Genomic DNA, 19,135 nt, shown 5'->3' with positions numbered 1-19,135 from the left:
AGGGGCGAAACCTAATTATAAGCGCGGGCAGACGAACAACGAAGAAAGCGAGCGTTTATCAACAGCCTAACCCCCTTTTTCCCTTTTGCTGGTCTATTTTTTTAGGACAAGCATATAGTAGGAAAAAGAGGTGGAATTATGAAAAACTTTTTAATTTTTATCACTCTCATCGTCATCGCTGCCGGCCTCTGGAATGACTTCACCAATGGCTCACTGCCTCGCATAGAAGAAAGTGAAAAGAAGGCTGTAAAAGCAGAAAGCAAAAGTCTGCCTTCTGCCCCCTATGAAGAAATAGAAGTAAAAGCTGGTGACACGGTTCTTTCTATACTGGCTTCCTTGCACGGCGGCCAACTTCCTGCAGATCTTGAAACAGCAGTGTCTGACTTTCAAAAATTAAATAATGGTGTTTCCCCGGACAATATTCGGCTGGGTGAACGCTATAAATTTCCACTATATGAGGATGAGTAAAAATCGTATTCTCCGTAGCTGTACTTACTTAGGATAAGGCACGACCAATAAAACGCTTCATGGCAAGGGTCTTGCTGCCCGCCTATACAAAAGAAACCTTTTTCCGTTGTCATTTTCTTGTCAGATCTGCCCGATTACTGTTACAATTGATGATTGAAGCAGCTTTTTATCAGAATGAAAAGGGGCGAGTCACCATTGAGTGAAATTATCCACCGTTCAAATACACGCCCGGTGAAAGTCGGAAACTTAACCATCGGCGGAAGCAATGAACTATTTATTCAAAGTATGACAACAACCAAAACTCACGATGTCGAAGCGACGGTTCAACAGATCCATCGTCTTGAAGAGGCTGGGTGCCAAATTGTTCGTGTTGCTTGTCCGGATGAGCGTGCGGCTAATGCCATCGCAGCAATTAAAAAACAAATTAATATCCCACTAGTCGTGGATATACATTTTGACTATAAGCTCGCTCTCAAAGCGATTGAAGGCGGAGCAGACAAAATACGGATCAACCCAGGGAACATCGGCCGACGGGAAAAGGTAGAAGCCGTTGTCAATGCTGCTAAAGCGAAAGGCATTCCGATTCGTATCGGTGTCAACGCGGGAAGTCTTGAACGCCGTATTTTAGAAAAGTACGGTTATCCTACAGCAGATGGCATGGTAGAAAGTGCTCTTCACCATATCAAAATTTTGGAAGACCTCGATTTCCATGATATTATCGTTTCGATGAAAGCATCGGATGTTAATTTAGCCATTGAGGCATATGAAAAAGCTGCACGAGCATTTGATTATCCGCTTCACCTTGGCATTACCGAATCCGGTACTTTATTTGCTGGTACAGTGAAAAGCGCTGCCGGCCTGGGAGCAATCCTAAGCAAAGGCATCGGCAATACGTTACGTATTTCCCTAAGTGCCGATCCTGTTGAGGAAATAAAAGTTGCAAGAGAGCTATTAAAAGATTTTGGTCTTTCTTCCAATGCTGCTACATTAATCTCCTGCCCAACATGCGGCCGCATTGAGATTGATTTAATCAGCATTGCCAATGAAGTGGAAGAGTACATCCAAAAAATCAAAGCGCCTATTAAAGTAGCTGTGCTCGGCTGTGCTGTAAACGGACCGGGAGAAGCACGCGAAGCAGATATCGGCATCGCCGGCGCGCGCGGTGAAGGCCTGCTATTCCGAAAAGGACAGATTGTTCGTAAAGTACCAGAGGAAACGATGGTAGAGGAATTGAAAAAAGAAATTGATAAAATTGCTGAAGAATACTACCGCCAGCAAGAAGCAGAAGCACAAAACGTATAAAAGCCTGGCATTTGCCAGGCTTTTCCTTATCATTATTATTCAATCCTATTCTTATCAAGCTGATTGAACCAGTTGTCTTTCAAGGCGCGCAACAAAAAGAGAACGTTTGTCAACATCTTAAAAGCCTGGCATTCGCCAGGCTTTTATTATTATCTAAAAAAAGGGTAAAACAAACAGCCCCATGATCACAGCAGCGGCTCCTATACCAATTGCCCAAGCGCCAAGACTCTGTTCTCCCCTGCTTCTTGCGAAGAAGCCAAGAACAATGCCAACGATCCCTAGCAACACCGGCATAATGAATAACGCAATAACAGAAACGATTAGACCGGCATATCCCATTCCACGACCGCCTGTCGTTGCTTTATTCTTTTGGCTGTTATCCGGCTGCTCCTGCTGGCGTGAGGGAATTGGCTCAGTCAGTTCAGCAGCTGTTTCTTCCTTGTACAATCCTGTTTTCTCATACATTCCCGTTTCGCCTGTTGGCATTGGGTCTTTATCGAACTTATTGTCCATTGGATTATCTCTGTTGTCCATTACTGCTCATCCCCTCGCTTTTATCATTTAAGGAGCTTTTATAGTATTTGATTTTCCATTAAAATTATTCAGGTGATCTTTCCTAACACTCTTCGTCAAAATATGATACACTTTGATAAAGATTTTACAACGTAAGGAGCAAAAAATGATGAAAGCGAAACGTTTTGGCATCGACATTGATGGAACCGTTACGTGTCCAACAAGTTTGATTCCATTCATTAATCAGGATTTTTCCTTAAACATTACGCTTGATGATATAAAAAAATACGATTTATCTGAGGCCCTAGATATTCCGGCTGAGCGCTTTAGCGACTGGTTTAACAAAAGAGAACCGGCTATTTATGCAAGCTCTCCGCTTGCTGAAGGAGCAAAAGAAGTCTTGTTGAAGTGGAAAGAACAATTCCAGTTATTTTTTATTAGTGCCCGCAGAAATCATCTGATGAACATAACAGAGCGATGGTTTGAGGAGCAGGATATTTTATACGATCGGATAGAACTCATTGGTTCACACGATAAAATCAAAGCAGCAAAACAGTATAAAGTAGACATTTTTCTTGAAGATAAACACGATAACGCGGTAAGCATCCATGAAGAATTGCGTATTCCTGTTCTCTTATTCAATACACCATACAACCAGGATCCTATTCCTGATGGAGTCATTCGAGTCGATAACTGGGCTCAAGCAGAACAATGGGTGAATCGATGGGTTCACCCAACAAAAGCCGTTTCTATTAGTGAAAATTCATATTAAAAAGGATGCGATAAAAACGACGTTCCGTTTTTATCGCATCCTTTTTTACGTAATGTATCCATTTTACTATGCTTCTGCCGGCAAGCAGGCTGGGCACGTTCCGTATATTTCAAACTTATGGCCCGACACTTCATAGCCTGGCAGTTCATGAACGTGATCCATCGGGCACAGATGAATTTCTCGTGTCTTTCCACAAGCTAAACAAATAAAATGGTGATGATGCTCCTTATGTGAACAAGTGAATCGGTAATGTCGTTCACCAGATAATTCCGTCTCCTCTAAAATCCCCATTTCCACAAACAAAGCTAAATTTCGATAGATCGTATCAAAGCTGAGCCCTGGATAATTCCCTTTCATTTCTTCGAGCACATCTTTGGCGGTTAAGTACTTGTCCTTCCGCGCAAACAGCTCAAGCATGTCCTCCCTTTTGCCCGTCTGCTTATATCCCCGCTTTTTTAAAAGTTCGACCGCTTCCGTTAAATTCATGTTTTTCACCCCGCCTTTACGAATTTTTTAGCTGCAATGACGAGCAGTAAAATCAGGATGGAAGCTACCACGATGGTCCCACCTGGAGCCAAGTCTAAATAAAAGGCACTAATTAGTCCTGTAATAACAGCTATTTCGCCAAATAACACAGAATAAGCGATAGTCTGTTTAAACCCTTTTGCCATCCGCATAGAGGCCGCCACCGGTAACGTCATAAGCGCTGATACAAGCAGCACACCAACAATCCGCATAGAAGCTGCAATGACTAAAGCAACAAGAATAATAAAGATAAAGTGGATGGACTTAGCCGGTATTCCAGAAGCTTTCGCGTGCTCTTCATCAAATGACAATAGGAATAGCTCTTTATACAATAGATATACCGTCGCCATTACGACGACGCTGACAATGCAGATTAGCCAGAGATCCTCACGGCTGACAGCACTAACACTTCCAAATAAATAACTGAATAGATCCGTATTAAACCCATCCGCTAGTGAAATAAAAATAACCCCTATTCCTATTCCACCTGACAAAATAATCGGAATGGCCAGCTCTTGATAGTGCTTATACACTGTTCTTAGCCGTTCAATAAACAAAGAGCCGATTACCGAAAAAACCATTCCTGAATACATCGGATTCAGCCAAGCAAGAAAAGTAAAGGTCTGGCCAAAGTACAATCCAGCAGCAATCCCCGCAAGTGTTACGTGACTGAGAGCATCCGCAATGAGCGATAACCTTCTTACAACGATAAAAGCACCAAGCAATGGTGCAATAACTCCAATAATCATGCCGGTTAAAAAAGCATTTTGAAGAAATTCATATTGGCCTATTGCTTCAATCATATATCTGCCTCCTGATGATCATGATGATGATCAAGCAGATGGATGCCATGCCCGTATAAAGCGGATAAATCATCTTCATTCAGTGTTTCAAACTGTTTCATGCTGCCGTGAAAATGTAAATATTTATTAAGGCAGGCTACGTGAGTCACTTTATCACTGATAATGCCAATATCATGTGTGACTAACAAAAGGGTGATTCCCATTTTCTTATTTAAATAAGAAAGCATTTCGTAAAATGATTCAACATTTTTGCTGTCTACCCCGACGGTAGGCTCGTCAAGAATTAGAATATCAGGCTTGGACACAATCGCTCTGGCAATAAATACACGCTGCTGCTGCCCTCCGGAAAGCTCTCCAATGTTTCTTGTCAAGAATTGCTCCATTCCTACTGCTGCTACTGCTGCTTTAATAGCCTGTTTCTCTTTGCTGCCAGGCAGTCGAAAGAGCCCCAGCTTCTTTGTTAGACCACTTGCTACTACTTCATAGACGGTAGCAGGGAAACCAGTATTGAAGGAATTGGCTTTTTGTGAAACAAACCCAATTCGATCCCAATTTTTAAAATTCTTCTGAGGGGTGCCAAAGAGAAGAATTTCTCCTTCTTTTACTTTCAATAAACCCAGAATAAGTTTGAGCAAAGTTGATTTTCCTGAGCCATTTGGACCTACTAAACCTAAAAAAGCCCCTTTAGGGACAGATAATTGAATGTTTTCTAACACATTATCCCGGTCGTAACGGTAGGACACGTTTTTAATTTCAATGACAGATGATGGATTCATTGAAGTGTCTCCTTTATAAGAATGATTACGATTTATGAACCAAATGAAGTATACAACATTTAACGGAAAAAGTAAATTGGAACTGTCCTTAGATAGACAGCTCCAATTTTTATTAGTGAATAGCCGCTTTAAAGCGGCCTCCTCTTGTTTCATGTGTGTTCATGATCGTTAAAAAGGCATCCGGATCCACATCATTAATAATGGTTTTTAATTTTGTCACTTCCAAACGTGTGACGACAACGTAAATAACTTCCTTATCCGAGTCAGTAAATCCACCTTTTCCTTTTAACTTCGTTGTTCCCCGCCCAAGACGATGAAGAATCACGTCAGACATTTCTTCATAGAAATCAGAGATAATAATACATGCCTTTGTTTCTTCAAGTCCCTGGATGACCGTGTCAATCGCTTTAAAGGCTATATAGTAAGTCATCACAGAGTACATGGCATTCTCCGCACCTAGAACAAAAGCAGCCCATCCAAAAATAAAAATATTAATAAACATGACAAATTCTCCAACTGAGAAAGGCAGCTTTTTCGTCATTAGGATTCCAAGTATTTCAGTGCCATCTAGTGTTCCGCCATGGCGAATAACAAGTCCCACCCCTATACCGAGGAGCAGACCGCCAAATACTGCCGCTAGGACTGGCTGATCCGTAAAGGGGCCAAATCGGTGGAAGCTATTTTCTACTACAGCAAGACACACAATGCCAAACAAAGAAGAAAACATAAACGTTTTTCCAATCTGTTTGTAACCAAAATATAAAAACGGGATATTTAACAAAACAACAAATGTAGAGAAATTCAGCAGCGGATGCTCAAATAAATAACTTAAAATTAATGAAATTCCGATAATTCCGCCATCAATAATATTGTTAGGAACAAGAAACAGCTCAATCGCGGCCGCCGCAAAAGCCGCCCCCATGAAAATCATAAGAAGCCGGTATAGAGCATGAGATTTCTTTTCTTTTTTATGTTGTTTGGGCATAACATCATTCCTTTTATTTAAAGTATTCTTTCTGCTTTCTTTTGTCTCTGAATCACCTTCTTTTCTTTCCCTCATACATTAACCATAGAAGAAAAGGAGTGATTGTCAGTGAAATTCTTACAAAACATAATTAATCAAAAGGCACAAATGATGACAGGAGATGAACTGTTAAAGTATGCGAAAGGGCTTGATATCCCACTGAAGCGAGAGGAAGCCGAAAGAGTCGCCAGCCTGTTGCGCAGCCGGAGAATTGATTTATTCAATGAGCAGGAGAGGGTCAATTTATTGAGGGAAATTGCCGCCATTACAAATAAACAAACCGCAGATAAGCTTAATAAATTGCTTAAAACATTTTTACAATAAGAAGGTCTGAGCAATTGATTGCCCAAAGGATGGAATTTATAATCTAAAATCGAATATTTATGCAAACAATAACAAGCTGCTCGTCTGGATTGGAAAGCAACGCTCTTTTCCTGCTAAAAGGCCACTCCCTAGTTTTTAGCAGGAAAAGACAATTAATGAAACTTATAAAACTAAACATTCCCTTAACGTTGCTTCACTTTGCTGCTATCCACTACATAAATATTAATACGTTAATGAACGGCTACTACTTTTCCAAGAACCGCTTCATCAAATGTTTTTTGTCTGAACATCTCAATTTCAAATTTGTAAGGCGGTTTTCGTGATTTTTTGTCTTCGCCAACATAAGGTGTTTCTAGTATTTTCGGCACCTCTATCAATTGAGGATGATGGACAATATAGTTAAGAGCTTCAAAGCCAATGTGGCCAAAGCCAATATTTTCGTGACGGTCTTTCCGGGCTCCTTGCTCATTTTTGCTATCGTTAATGTGCAAGACTTTAATCCGCTCCACTCCAACAATGCGGTCAAATTGATCAAGCACCCCATCAAAATCTTCTTTTATTGAATAACCGGCATCATGAGTGTGACATGTATCAAAACAAACCGACAATTTATCATTTAAATGCACTCCGTCCATAATCATGGCCAGTTCCTCAAAAGAGGCTCCACACTCTGAACCTTTTCCAGCCATCGTTTCAAGGGCAATTTGTACATCTATATCTTTCGTTAAAACTTCGTTTAGCCCTTCAATAATTTTCTTGATGCCTGTCTCTGAACCTGCGCCTACATGAGCGCCAGGGTGGAGAACAATCTGTTTAGCACCGAGCGCTGCCGTGCGTTCTATTTCCATTCTTAGAAAATCAACACCTAGTTCGAAAGTGCTCGCATTGACAGAGTTGCCGATGTTAATAATATAAGGAGCATGGACAACGATATCGACCATGTTGTTTTCCTTCATATGAAGCCAGCCTTTTTCAATATTAAGCTCTTCAATTTTCTTCCTTCTCGTGTTCTGGGGGGCTCCTGTATAAATCATAAATGTATTAGCACCATAAGAAGCCGCCTCTTCACTCGCTCCCAGCAGCATCTTTTTCCCACTCATGGAAACATGGGATCCAATTTTCAACATAACGATCTCTCCTTCTTCCCTTACTATTTTACTAAAAAAACACACCTTTTTCAGCAAAAAAGACCCGCAGCAGCAGGTCTTTTCGTTTGTATGTTAACCCTTGTTATTACGCTTCGTTTCCAAACGGCGCTCTCGCTTTTTAAATTGTGTCATTTCTCTTTGCATTTTCTTCTTATAACCCGGTTTTACTTTTTTCGGCTTACGAACGATTGATTTTGCTTTGGCATCAATTTCATCCGCCGTTTTCTCGCGCTTTTTCCGTTGATTACGGTCAACAAGTTCTATCCACTCACCATGACGTAAATCAGCATGACTGAAGCTAATACCTAGCTTTTCCAGGCGAACAAGTGCATCCTCATCAGAAGGAGTATAAATCGTTGCACATATTCCTGAAGAACCAGCCCGAGCAGTTCGCCCTGCCCGATGAACGTAGAAATCTAGATCCTTTGGCAGCTCGTAATTGATGACATGGCTGACTCCTTCGATGTCAATTCCTCTAGCTGCAAGATCGGTTGCTACAATAAATTGATAGTCCAAATCTCGAATTTGCTTCATCATTTTTTTACGGTCACGCGGTGACAAATCGCCGTGTATGCGGCCTGTTTTCAAGCCCTTCTCTAACAAGGCATCTGCCACTTCATCCGCTTTTTGCTTCGTGTTCGTAAAAATCACAGCTAAATAAGGATTGTAGGCTTGCAGCATATCAGCGAGCAGATCAATTTTTTCTCGACTCTTCTTCGGAACAAGAACATGATGAATATTTTCTGCCGAGATATGCTTTGGCTGAATGTGAATGAATTCAGGGTTTTCCATGTATTTCTTCAAAAATGGTTTTAACTTTTCAGGAATGGTTGCTGAAAAGACATATATGCTCAACTGCTCAGGCATTCTGGAAGCGATTTGATCGACATCCATAATAAATCCCATATCAAGCATTAAGTCGGCTTCATCAATCACAAGCATGCTAGCTTTATAAACAGATAACGCTTGAGCTTTGATCAAATCGTTGATTCTTCCAGGTGTACCAACAACGATATGCGGTTGATTTTTTAGTTTTTCAATATCACGCTGCTTGTCCGTTCCTCCAATATAACAGCGGGCTGTAATTTCATCATCAGACAATCGAGTAATTTTAAGAATTTCTTGATAAATTTGATTAGCAAGCTCTCTAGTCGGCGCCGTAATAACAGCCTGTACTTCTTTTTTAGCGGGATTTATTTTATGAAGAATCGGCAAAATATAAGAATGCGTCTTTCCTGTCCCAGTTTGCGATTGTCCAATCGCACTTTCCCCTTTTAAAACAAGCGGGATCATTCTCGTTTGTATATCAGTCGGTTCATAAAACCCTAATTGTTCTATTCCTTTATTGATAAACGGCTGAAATCCGTACTTTTCAAATTGATGATTTGCCAAGTGTGACACTCCTTTTGGCTTAAATAAGCCTTTTTCTCCATTCTGATATTATATCAAAATGATTCATAAATCAAAGGGCTCTGAACGATTCATCTATTTTTATGGAAAAACCTTTTTGCTTTTTACTGCATACAATAACGAAGAAGAAAAATACACGAAAGGATGAACTAGTTATGATTCCTTTTCCACGCGGCAACCGTCCCCCGCCCTCTTTCAACTATCCGCCTCCCATGAGAGGTTTTTCACCCATGCCGCCTCCCCCTGGCATTCCAGGAGGCGGTGGCATGGGATTAACAGGTCGAGGATTGCTCGGGCGTCTAAGGCAAGGGGCCGGGATCGGGCCTGGTCTAACCGGATTTGAACGTCAAGGGGCAGGAGCGATTGCCCAAAAAGCAGCTAACCCGATTAACTTACAGCAAATGTTAGCTAATACACAGCAAGTGCTGAAAACCGTTCAGCAATTTGGCCCGATTGTCCAACAATATGGACCAATGGTAAAGAATTTACCTTCAATGTGGAGGCTGTATAAAGGGTTAAAGTCTCTTCCTAATGCAGATGAAGAACAAAAAGATGATAACCAAGCTGAAGAAACCGAACAAAAGAAAAAGAAACAATCAGCAGATACGCCCAAAACAGAGCCTAAGCGGCCAACATCAAAAGTAAAAGCAGAGACGGAAGCGCCAGAAGAAACGGACGATATCTCTCCCCAAGAACTGAAACCTAAATCATCTAGACCGAAACTTTATATTTAAGAAGCGGCTGTTCACTTCCAAAGTTCGTCTTCCTCCTATATAATGAATTCGTACACTATTCACTCCGATTATAAAAATAGGAGGTTTTTTTATGGAACTCATTAAGATTGCGCCAAGGGGATACTGTTACGGCGTAGTAGATGCGATGGTGATCGCTCGGAACGCCGCTCTAGATAAAACGTTGCCACGCCCGATTTATATTCTCGGAATGATCGTCCACAATAAGCATGTAACAGATGCCTTTGAGGAAGAAGGCATCATAACGCTTGAAGGCAGCAACCGTAAAGAAATTTTAGAGCAAGTCGATAAAGGGACTGTCATTTTCACCGCTCACGGTGTCTCTCCTGAAGTGAGAGAGCTTGCCCGCAAAAAGAATTTGGTTACGATTGACGCCACTTGTCCAGATGTAACGAAAACCCACGATTTAATTCGGGAGAAAAAAGTAGAAGGCTATGAAATTATCTACATCGGAAAAAAGGGCCATCCTGAACCAGAAGGAGCACTAGGAGTTGCCCCAGAGATCATTCATTTAGTTGAAAAGCCCGAAGATGTCGAGAAGCTAGCGATAAAAAGTCCGAAAGTCATCGTAACGAACCAGACAACGATGAGCCAATGGGATGTAGCTGATATTATGGACAAAATTAAAGAAAAATACCCGCATTCCGAAATGCACAAAGAAATTTGCCTAGCTACGCAAGTTCGCCAAGAAGCGGTAGCAGAACAAGCAGGCGAAGCAGATGTATTGATCGTTGTAGGCGATCCAAAAAGCAATAACTCCAATCGCTTAGCTCAGGTCTCTATGGAGATTGCCGGTACGACTGCTTATCGGGTTGCTGATGTGTCGGAAATTGAGATCGATTGGATCAAGGATGCCAAAGTAGCAGCTGTCACAGCCGGAGCTTCTACGCCGACACCCATTGTAAAAGAAGTCATCCAGTTTTTAGAACAGTTCGATCCGGAAGATGAAAGTACATGGGGTCGAGAGAAAAAAGTTCCGCTCAATAAAATCTTGCCCAAAGTAAAAAGATCAACCTTAACGACTCGTTAAGAAAAACAAACAAGCTGATCCATGGCAAAGGATCAGCTTGTTTGTTTTTATACAAATGTAAAGGGGTCAGTATGAACAGAGGAAGGAATAAATTGCACATCAAAGTCCTTTTCCGCCGCTAAAGACGTCATCTTGTTCGCAGTTCCCACTTTCATTACCTTTTCCACATTGTGACCAGGATCTACTACTTTTAATCCGATAGCAAGTGCATCATGAGCGGTATGGTAATAAAAATCACCAGTGACGTACACATCAGCTCCCTGAAATTTAGCCGATTGAAAATACTTATTGCCGTCGCCTCCGAGCACCGCTACTTTTCTTACATGACCTGTTAAGTCTCCGACAACACGAACACCTTTAACCTCTAGTTTTTCTTTTACATGCTCAGCAAACTCACCCAACGTCATCGACTTCTCTAACTTGCCGATTCTGCCGAGGCCCAGTGCTTCTCCCTCATTATCCAGTGGATAGATATCGTAGGCCACTTCTTCGTAAGGGTGAGTCTTCAGCATAGCAGACAACACGGTTTTCTCCAAGCTCTCCGGATAGATCGTTTCTATTTTAACCTCTTCTACCTTTTCCAATTGGCCGGCTTGTCCGATATACGGATTTGTTTGGTCGCCAGGCATAAAGCGCCCAATTCCATCCGTCGAAAATGAACAATGGCTATACTCGCCGATAAACCCTGCTCCTGCTTCCCCTAGGGCTTGGCGCATCTCCTCTGCATGATCTGCCGGAACAAACACAGCAAGCTTCTTTAAACCATCTTGAAACGTCGGTACGAGAACCTTTGTTTCCGTTAACTCAAGAGCTGCAGCTAAAAGATCATTCACACCGCCTTTCGCCACATCTAAATTGGTATGGGCTGCATAGACAGCAATGTCATGCTTAATTAATTTCTCCAGCAGCCTTCCAGACGGATCACTCGTGACAATAGACTTTAACGGGCGAAAAATAAGAGGGTGATGGGCAATAATGAGCTGCACATCCTTTTCAATAGCTTCGTCTACTACTTCTTCAAGCACATCAAGGGCTATAAGAACACGTTCAACCGGCTTATTTAACCGGCCTACTTGCAAGCCAATTTTATCGCCTTCCATTGCATATTTCTTGGGAGAGAACTGTTCAAATAATTGAATCACTTCATGTCCGTTCACTTTCTTCACTACTAATCGCCTCCTTAATCAATTGAAGCTCCCGCAGCACGCTTTGTTTCTTTTCCTTTGCCGCTTGCTGATTTCCCGCTTTTTCTAAATTTTTCAACACTACTTCTAATTGGTCTGCTTCTCTTTTCCACTTTTTAAGAAATGCTTCGTTTTTTTCAGCAAGCAACATCGGGCCTGTGAGCAATTTCAGTTCCTTTCTTGTGCTGTACGGTTTTTCGGCGTCTCCCTTTTCTGCTGTTAAAATCTCATATATTTTCCCGTCTTCTTCCATAATGACTTCATCGATTAGCTCCCAGTCGTTCTCTATCAGCCACTTACGAATATGATCAGCCCGAAGATTTGGCTGCAGAACGAGCCGCTTTACGCCCTCCAGCTTTTCTTTTCCTTCGTTCAAGATAGAAGTAATGAGGGTGCCGCCCATACCGGCAATCGTGACACAATCCACTTCACCGGCCGAAATGACTTCAAGCCCATTGCCTTTGCGTACATCAATTTCTCCTTCAAGTCCAGCAGCTTTCACCTGCTGTTCAGCCGCCTGCAGGGGACCGTCTGCCACTTCACCAGCAATAGCCTTCACAGCTAAGCCCTTATTGATCGCGTAGCAAGGCAAATAAGCATGATCAGAGCCAATATCCGCCATAACCGCCTGCGCTGGAATACGGGCAGCTACGGCCATTAAACGCTTTGATAATTGATTAATATTCATCGTGTCACCACTTTTATTTTAATGTTCCGCTTCCATTCTAAATGAAAACGCCTAATTAAAAAAGTTCTTTGCCGGACGGCAAAGAACTTTTCGTGCATTATTTAATTTTGCTGACCCAGTCAGCCATAGCATCAGCATTTTCAGCTGGCACAAGGCCTGGAGGCATAGCGCCTTTACCGTGTGTAATAATGTCTTTAATTTCATCTTTCGACAATTTGCCGCCAATGCCTTTCAAAGAAGGACCAGCTCCACCTTCAAAGTTGCCGCCATGACAGCCTGCACAAGTTTGCTTGTAGAAGCCTTCTGGTTCAAAAGCGCCTGCCGTCTCACCGCCTGTTTGCTCTCCGCCCTTCTCCTCTTTCGCCATTTCTTTAGAGTTATCAAGTCCTTCTAAAGAAAGGAAGAAAATCAGACCAAGGCCAAACACAGCAATCAATAAGAACGGAATGATTGGATTACGATTCATTTCTTAACCTCCCTTATGTACACAAATAACAAATAGAAAGTACAAACACTTACTATTCTACTTGAAAATGGAGAAGACGAAAAGCCCTTCCATAGAAGTTTTTACCCCTTTGTCGTAATTTAGACACATTTTACCTTTGTTTTTCTTTTTTATAAGTTTTTTTGTATTATATAAAAATAAAAATGACTAACAATATGACTCCGAGCCATGCCGAGATTGTAAAATAAACCTGCTGAAGCTTTCTCCCGGCTATCCACCAAATTAAACAATGAAAAAAGAGCAGAGCATAAAGGGTGATCGAGTTTCCCCCCCATATTTTCTCATGACACTCTACTGTAAAAATTAAAAATAAAATAGCCGAAGCCGCATATAAAAATGGAAGAAAAAATCCTTTTTTAGAAAAATAAATAGCAGCGCTTAACAACAAAACGACAAAAGCTGCTAAAATCGTCATTTGCAAAGGGAAAGACAATTCAGTAAAATATAGGACAAATAAAGAAATAAATACAACGAAAAAGGAAGCGAGTAAACTAATAGCGGATAGGCGCTTTGCCTTTGGCTTTTTGACAGCGTTTTCCGGCAGCTCTTCTCCCTGGGTATACATCGTCAATAAGTAATCACAGTATTGAGCAGGCAGCATATGATTTTCTTTCCAAAAATGGATTTCTTTAATAATGATGGTCTTTTTGTTATCTTTCATCTATCGTCACATCCTGTCTAACACATTCGCGAAAATCCTTGAAATACCTGCTTTTCAAAAAAAAATAGTTTACTTCTTGTCAGAAGTAAACCATTGAAACATTCTAGGCAATAACATGGGTGCCGGCAGTTTTATTCAAGGAAATCTTTTAATCGTTTACTGCGGCTCGGATGACGAAGCTTGCGCAAAGCTTTTGCCTCGATTTGACGAATCCGTTCGCGAGTGACGCCAAATACCTTGCCGACTTCTTCAAGTGTCCGAGTACGCCCGTCGTCTAGACCGAAGCGAAGACGTAACACGTTTTCTTCCCGATCGGTTAACGTATCGAGAACGTCTTCTAATTGTTCTTTTAGCAATTCATAAGCAGCATGCTCAGAAGGTGATGTTGCCTCTTGGTCTTCAATAAAATCACCTAAATGAGAGTCATCTTCTTCTCCGATCGGAGTTTCAAGAGAAACTGGCTCCTGAGCAATTTTTAGAATTTCCCGTACCTTTTCAGGTGTTAAATCCATTTCTTCTGCAATTTCTTCAGGAGATGGTTCGCGGCCAAGATCCTGGAGAAGTTGCCTTTGGACACGGATTAGCTTATTGATGGTTTCAACCATATGAACCGGAATCCGAATTGTTCTTGCCTGATCCGCGATCGCGCGTGTAATCGCCTGACGGATCCACCATGTAGCATACGTACTAAATTTGAACCCTTTGCGATAGTCGAATTTTTCAACTGCTTTGATAAGGCCCATGTTCCCCTCTTGGATAAGATCAAGGAACAACATACCACGACCAACATAACGCTTTGCTATACTAACTACGAGACGAAGGTTCGCTTCAGCGAGACGGCGTTTTGCCTCCTCGTCACCTTCTTCGATTCGGGTCGCCAGCTCAATTTCCTCTTCAGCAGACAAGAGATCAACCCGGCCAATTTCTTTTAGATACATCCGTACCGGATCGTTAATTTTTACGCCTGGCGGCACACTCAAATCGTTTAGGTCGAATTCTTCACTCTCTTTTTCAAGTTCATGAATATTTGGATCTTCTTCCTCATCCTCGTCGTTTGTTATATCAATTCCTTGTTCACCAAGGTATTCATAAAATTCATCAACTTGATCAGATTCCACCTCAAACGGTGATAGTTTGTCGGCCACATAGTCGTAAGAGAGTTTCCCTCTCTTTTTTCCTATTTCAACAATTTGTTCTTTCGCTCTTTCTAGTGTTACTTCAGTTTCTTTGGAACGTGTAGACTTTTCAGCCATCTGTCGTCCCCCTCCTTCCAAAATCCTTGCCTCAATGAGTTTTACTATTTTTTTAATTCCTTTTGAAGCCTGACAATCTCCATGGCAAGCTGAGCAGCCGTTTTGTAGTCCTTTGCTTTCTCTGCTGCCACCTGCTGTTGCTTTTTTTCTTTCACTTCTAATATTTTATGGTATTTCAATATTTCTTTTATATAATCATGAACTGCTTCATCATTTATTACTTCGCTGACCATCATCATTTCTATATCTGAAACGAGGCGGCGTAAATTGGCGTTCGGGAGAAAACTGATAAATGCACTTGAGTCCGGTACATTGCCTCCTTCATAAAAGCCAAGTAAATACGTAAAGATAGCCTGATGCTCATCAAGGTTAAATGTTTCACCGTTAAGCAAATCTTTCACTTTATAAGCAATGTCTGCATCTTTCAGCATATGAGCGAGAAGACGCCGTTCTGCCGTTTGAAAAGCAGGATATAGCTTTATCTGCGCTTGTATCGTTGGTGCTTGCTGAAACGTTCGCTCACTTGGAGGATGCTTCTTTCGTTCTTTAAAGAAGAGCTGTTTCTCTTGCTGTTTCAATGCATCCAATGAAAGTGAGAACTGCTCTGCTATTTGCCTTAAATAATAATCCCGTTCGACTGCTTTTTTTAATTTAGAGATTTCAGCTACTACCTCTTCGATATAGTGCAGCTTTTGTCCTTCATCCTGCAAATTTTTCCCTTGCTTATAATACTCCATTTTGAAAGCAATAAGCGTCATGGCTGTACCAATCACGTTATTTCGAAATTTTTCAGCCCCGTATTTCCTTATATAATCATCCGGATCCATTTTATCTGGAATGAGAGCAACCTTTATCTCGCAGCCGCTGTCACTTAACAAATTGGAAGCACGGAAAGCAGCCTGTATGCCGGCTGAATCGCCATCGAAACAAATAATAACCTGATCAGCTACCCGTCTAATCTGCTGAATGTGAGCATCCGTCAGTGAGGTTCCCATCGTAGCAATTCCGGTTTCTACCCCAGCACTTGCTGCTGCAATCACATCCGCAAATCCTTCAAAAAGAACAGCATGGTGCTGCTTGCGGATAGATGGCCGCGCTCGGTGAAAATTATACAAGAGACGGCTTTTATTAAAGATAGGTGTCTCCGGGCTATTTAAATATTTTGGCTTTTCATCATGGAGAGAACGGCCAGAAAAAGCGACTACTTTTCCTTTTTCATCGTGAAGGGGAAACATGATTCGACCGCGAAAACGATCAAAGTACGTTCCATCTTCCTCTTTATGAATAATCAAGCCTGCTTTTTCCATCCATTCAAGAGTGAAGCCGCGCTTTTGAAGAAATTTAACGGTGAAATCCCAATTCGGAAGCGACCATCCGATTTGGAAAGCGTCCAAATCCTCTTTAGAAAATCCTCTTTTTTCTAGATAATCTAATGCTTCCTGACCCTCTGTTGTATTCATCAGCAAATGATGGTAAAATTTTGCCAACAATTCATGAGCTTCCATTATCTGCTTATGCTCTTTGGAAATGGAGTGACTAGGACCATCGCCAGTAATAGCCGGATCAAGAGCTATTCCTGTACGTGTAGCCAGCTTCCCTACCGCTTCCTGAAAGGAGATGTTTTCTATTTCCATTAAAAAAGAAAAAACATTTCCTCCAGCTCCACACCCGAAACAATGATATATTTGCTTTTCGGGTGATACGGAGAAAGACGGTGAATTTTCTCCGTGAAACGGGCATAAACCGAAAAAGTTTCTTCCTTGTTTTTTCAACTGAACGTAATCGCCGATTACTTCAGTAATGTCCAGTGACTGCTTGATTTGTTGAATAGTTTCCTCAGGAATTTTTCCTGTCACATACATCACCAGCTATACTATTGTTCGATAAAAAAACTAAATTTCCTGCAGCTTTTTCTATTATTTGCTTTTCTATTAGCTGCTTTCACTTTCGGCACTTCCTCTACTCTCTTTGAAGCACCCTGTTATTTCTTCTTGCTGCTAGAGCTGCAGCGGAAAAGAGAATCGACAAATCTTCTTATATTTCTCTTTCCTATGCATTATAATTCTACAAGGTGGATTAGAATCCTTCTCAATTGAGAAATAAACTAAAAAAACGAACAATAATCTACTGTTTGACAAATCTCTTTCCAAGTGGCATACAATTAGTTTATTCCTTTACCTGATCTGTTAAACCTTTTTAAATACATTTTTATCACAATTTTTTATTATAGTACATTTCATTCCAAAAAACCATTGATTTTTATAGCTCAAAGAAAAAGAAGCCTTTCCAAAAGCGAAAAGCTCCCTTTTCTCAATTACCATATACATAATCAAAAATTTATCGGCTGAATATAAACTTGTAAACGGAAGGGGCCCATTGTAGGGTCACTCCTATTTTCGTTTTCCAAGCCTGCTCAAAATGATATTAGCTGTTTCTTCTACCGCTTTGTTTGTCACATCGATGACTTCGCAGCCAATGCGGTTCATAATCTTTTCGGAATAAGAAATTTCCGCTTTAATCCGCTCAAGATCTGCATAGCTGGCACTATCGTTCAAACCAAGTGAAATTAATCTTTCCCTGCGAATTTGATTAAGTTTATCTGGACTGATCTTTAAGCCAAAACACTTGTCCGTAGGAAGACTGAACAACTCTTCAGGGGGGTCTACCTCTGGTACGAGTGGAACATTGGCTACTTTTAACCGCTTATGAGCCAGATATTGAGAAAGCGGTGTTTTAGATGTGCGTGACACCCCAATTAAAACAACATCCGCCTTCAACAACCCGCGAGGATCGCGGCCATCATCATATTTCACAGCAAATTCAATGGCCTCTACCTTTTTAAAATACTGTTCATCTAATTTTCTTACAAGCCCAGGTTCCATTAAAGGCTGGCGTCCGTATAGGGACTCTAGTTCATCCATTAATGGACCAATTAAATCAAAAATAATAATATTTTCTTTTTGCGCCTGCTGCTTCATATAATTTCTGATCTCTGGCTTGACAAGCGTATAGACGATAATTCCCCGCTCGACTTTCGCTAAGTCCATTACTTCATCAATGGTTGATAAATCTTCAACATATGGAAACCGTTTAATCACAGCGTGTGATCCATTAAACTGACTAACAGCCGCTTTTGTCACAAGTTCAGCTGTCTCGCCTACTGAATCCGAAACGATGTAGATGATTGGGTCATTCAGCAAAAACTAGAACCTCCTTTCCTAACTGCATCACTCATCATCTGCCAATGAGACAAACGCTTTGGCAATAGTTGTTTTGGTAATGCGGCCAATTACTTCATAACCTGTAGCTGTTTTTTTAACAACTGGTACAGCATCTATTTGTCTTTCGATTAAATTTTTCGCAACATCAACGAGCAAATCATCTCGTTCACATACAGCGATATTCGGCATTCTTGTCATAATAATATTGACTGGAATGGCGTTTAATTCCTGCTTTCCAATACTGGCCCGAAGCAAGTCTTTACGAGAAAGCACACCGACTAGATGACCATTTTCATCTACGACAAACAATGTACCGACATCTTCTAAAAACATCGTAACGATCGCATCGTAGACAGATACATTTTCACGTACCACGACTGGTACCGCTTGGTAGTCTTTTACATATATTTTCATTAAATTTTCTGTAAGAAGCTGAGTACCTGATTTGCCTGTATAAAAATAGCCCACGCGCGGTCTTGCATCTAAAAAACCTGCCATCGTTAAAATAGCTAAATCGGGACGCAGTGTTGCTCTTGTGAGATTAAGGCGTTCCGCGATATTTTCACCGGTAATCGGCCCGTTCTCCTTGACAATTTGCAAGATTTTTTCCTGACGATTATTAAGTTCGATCTCCCTCACCACCTAGTGCGCAATAAGAGCACAAGTGCTGGCGCTAGCTTGTTAACTTTTTTAACCCCTCTAGCTGAGCGTCCGGGCACCCGTGCCTCGATCTTCAAAAGTGTTATACCATATAATAAATATTATATACTATTTAA

Annotated in this window: 21 protein-coding genes; 6 read left to right on the top strand and 15 right to left on the bottom strand. The window is 41.2% G+C overall.

Translation table 11 applies throughout. The features are described from left to right. The first annotated feature begins 138 nt into the window (after positions 1 to 138). Both A8F95_RS02230 and ispG read left to right on the top strand, forming a co-directional pair. Positions 139 to 468, top strand: coding sequence for a LysM peptidoglycan-binding domain-containing protein (locus tag A8F95_RS02230; protein ID WP_065409028.1), 330 nt, complete (start codon positions 139 to 141; stop codon positions 466 to 468). A 204-nt stretch (positions 469 to 672) separates the two neighbouring features. Further along, a complete protein-coding gene (gene ispG, locus A8F95_RS02225) occupies positions 673 to 1,770 on the top strand; it encodes a flavodoxin-dependent (E)-4-hydroxy-3-methylbut-2-enyl-diphosphate synthase (protein WP_231603639.1) in 1,098 nt (365 codons plus the stop codon). 153 nt (positions 1,771 to 1,923) lie between these two features. On the opposite strand, the gene A8F95_RS02220 is transcribed toward ispG, so the two are convergent. Then, positions 1,924 to 2,304 carry a DUF4190 domain-containing protein gene (locus A8F95_RS02220; RefSeq protein ID WP_245671051.1) on the bottom strand — a complete coding sequence of 127 codons (381 nt, stop codon included), beginning with the start codon at positions 2,302 to 2,304 and terminating at the stop codon, positions 1,924 to 1,926. 148 nt (positions 2,305 to 2,452) lie between these two features. Between A8F95_RS02220 and A8F95_RS02215 the strand changes: the two genes are divergently transcribed. Next, positions 2,453 to 3,055, top strand: coding sequence for a 5' nucleotidase, NT5C type (locus tag A8F95_RS02215; protein ID WP_065409027.1), 603 nt, complete (start codon positions 2,453 to 2,455; stop codon positions 3,053 to 3,055). A 66-nt stretch (positions 3,056 to 3,121) separates the two neighbouring features. On the opposite strand, the gene A8F95_RS02210 is transcribed toward A8F95_RS02215, so the two are convergent. The 4 genes from A8F95_RS02210 to A8F95_RS02195 form a co-directional block, all read right to left on the bottom strand. Next, the gene (locus A8F95_RS02210; RefSeq protein WP_065409026.1) at positions 3,122 to 3,541 is read right to left on the bottom strand and encodes a Fur family transcriptional regulator; all 420 of its coding nucleotides are present in this window, start codon (positions 3,539 to 3,541) and stop codon (positions 3,122 to 3,124) included. Positions 3,542 to 3,546: 5 nt separating this feature from the next. Next, the gene (locus A8F95_RS02205) at positions 3,547 to 4,383 is read right to left on the bottom strand and encodes a metal ABC transporter permease (protein ID WP_065409025.1); all 837 of its coding nucleotides are present in this window, start codon (positions 4,381 to 4,383) and stop codon (positions 3,547 to 3,549) included. Continuing rightward, a complete protein-coding gene (locus tag A8F95_RS02200) occupies positions 4,380 to 5,159 on the bottom strand; it encodes a metal ABC transporter ATP-binding protein (RefSeq protein WP_065409024.1) in 780 nt (259 codons plus the stop codon). Before A8F95_RS02200 ends, A8F95_RS02205 begins: the two co-directional genes overlap by 4 nt. A 112-nt stretch (positions 5,160 to 5,271) precedes the next feature. Then, a complete protein-coding gene (locus A8F95_RS02195; RefSeq protein WP_065409437.1) occupies positions 5,272 to 6,144 on the bottom strand; it encodes a YitT family protein in 873 nt (290 codons plus the stop codon). A gap of 108 nt (positions 6,145 to 6,252) precedes the next feature. Here A8F95_RS02195 and A8F95_RS02190 point away from each other — a divergent pair, with 108 nt between their 5' ends. After that, the gene (locus tag A8F95_RS02190; protein WP_077247169.1) at positions 6,253 to 6,507 is read left to right on the top strand and encodes a DUF2624 domain-containing protein; all 255 of its coding nucleotides are present in this window, start codon (positions 6,253 to 6,255) and stop codon (positions 6,505 to 6,507) included. Between the two features lie 230 nt (positions 6,508 to 6,737). On the opposite strand, the gene A8F95_RS02185 is transcribed toward A8F95_RS02190, so the two are convergent. Then, the gene (locus tag A8F95_RS02185) at positions 6,738 to 7,634 is read right to left on the bottom strand and encodes a deoxyribonuclease IV (RefSeq protein ID WP_065409023.1); all 897 of its coding nucleotides are present in this window, start codon (positions 7,632 to 7,634) and stop codon (positions 6,738 to 6,740) included. Between the two features lie 93 nt (positions 7,635 to 7,727). Then, positions 7,728 to 9,047: a DEAD/DEAH box helicase gene (locus tag A8F95_RS02180; protein WP_065409022.1), complete on the bottom strand. Its 1,320-nt coding sequence runs from the start codon at positions 9,045 to 9,047 to the stop codon at positions 7,728 to 7,730. A gap of 284 nt (positions 9,048 to 9,331) precedes the next feature. Between A8F95_RS02180 and vrrA the strand changes: the two genes are divergently transcribed. Beyond that, on the top strand, positions 9,332 to 9,799 hold the full coding sequence (gene vrrA, locus A8F95_RS02175) for a VrrA/YqfQ family protein (RefSeq protein ID WP_065409021.1): 468 nt from the start codon (positions 9,332 to 9,334) through the stop codon (positions 9,797 to 9,799). A gap of 91 nt (positions 9,800 to 9,890) precedes the next feature. After that, the gene (locus A8F95_RS02170; protein WP_065409020.1) at positions 9,891 to 10,847 is read left to right on the top strand and encodes a 4-hydroxy-3-methylbut-2-enyl diphosphate reductase; all 957 of its coding nucleotides are present in this window, start codon (positions 9,891 to 9,893) and stop codon (positions 10,845 to 10,847) included. 47 nt (positions 10,848 to 10,894) lie between these two features. Here A8F95_RS02170 and A8F95_RS02165 read toward each other — a convergent pair whose 3' ends face one another. The 8 genes from A8F95_RS02165 to ccpN form a co-directional block, all read right to left on the bottom strand. After that, positions 10,895 to 12,013: a Nif3-like dinuclear metal center hexameric protein gene (locus A8F95_RS02165; RefSeq protein WP_065409019.1), complete on the bottom strand. Its 1,119-nt coding sequence runs from the start codon at positions 12,011 to 12,013 to the stop codon at positions 10,895 to 10,897. Continuing rightward, the gene (locus tag A8F95_RS02160; RefSeq protein ID WP_065409018.1) at positions 11,991 to 12,719 is read right to left on the bottom strand and encodes a tRNA (adenine(22)-N(1))-methyltransferase; all 729 of its coding nucleotides are present in this window, start codon (positions 12,717 to 12,719) and stop codon (positions 11,991 to 11,993) included. The genes A8F95_RS02165 and A8F95_RS02160 overlap by 23 nt, the downstream gene beginning before the upstream one ends. A gap of 97 nt (positions 12,720 to 12,816) precedes the next feature. Further along, entirely contained in the window at positions 12,817 to 13,185 is a 369-nt protein-coding gene (gene cccA / locus A8F95_RS02155; RefSeq protein WP_049663221.1) for a cytochrome c550, read from the bottom strand. 166 nt (positions 13,186 to 13,351) lie between these two features. Continuing rightward, the gene (locus tag A8F95_RS02150; protein ID WP_065409017.1) at positions 13,352 to 13,885 is read right to left on the bottom strand and encodes a hypothetical protein; all 534 of its coding nucleotides are present in this window, start codon (positions 13,883 to 13,885) and stop codon (positions 13,352 to 13,354) included. 131 nt (positions 13,886 to 14,016) lie between these two features. Beyond that, a complete protein-coding gene (rpoD, locus tag A8F95_RS02145; protein ID WP_065409016.1) occupies positions 14,017 to 15,138 on the bottom strand; it encodes an RNA polymerase sigma factor RpoD in 1,122 nt (373 codons plus the stop codon). A 44-nt stretch (positions 15,139 to 15,182) separates the two neighbouring features. Continuing rightward, positions 15,183 to 16,994 carry a DNA primase gene (gene dnaG / locus A8F95_RS02140; RefSeq protein ID WP_095407421.1) on the bottom strand — a complete coding sequence of 604 codons (1,812 nt, stop codon included), beginning with the start codon at positions 16,992 to 16,994 and terminating at the stop codon, positions 15,183 to 15,185. Positions 16,995 to 17,528: 534 nt separating this feature from the next. Further along, on the bottom strand, positions 17,529 to 18,335 hold the full coding sequence (locus A8F95_RS02135; protein WP_065409434.1) for a pyruvate, water dikinase regulatory protein: 807 nt from the start codon (positions 18,333 to 18,335) through the stop codon (positions 17,529 to 17,531). Between the two features lie 30 nt (positions 18,336 to 18,365). Beyond that, a complete protein-coding gene (gene ccpN / locus A8F95_RS02130; protein WP_065409015.1) occupies positions 18,366 to 19,001 on the bottom strand; it encodes a transcriptional regulator CcpN in 636 nt (211 codons plus the stop codon). Between the last annotated feature and the right edge of the window lie 134 nt (positions 19,002 to 19,135).

The sequence above is a fragment of the Pseudobacillus wudalianchiensis genome (assembly GCF_001685015.1).
Lineage (GTDB): Bacteria > Bacillota > Bacilli > Bacillales > Domibacillaceae > Pseudobacillus > Pseudobacillus wudalianchiensis.
This window is presented reverse-complemented; position numbering and strand designations above follow the sequence as displayed.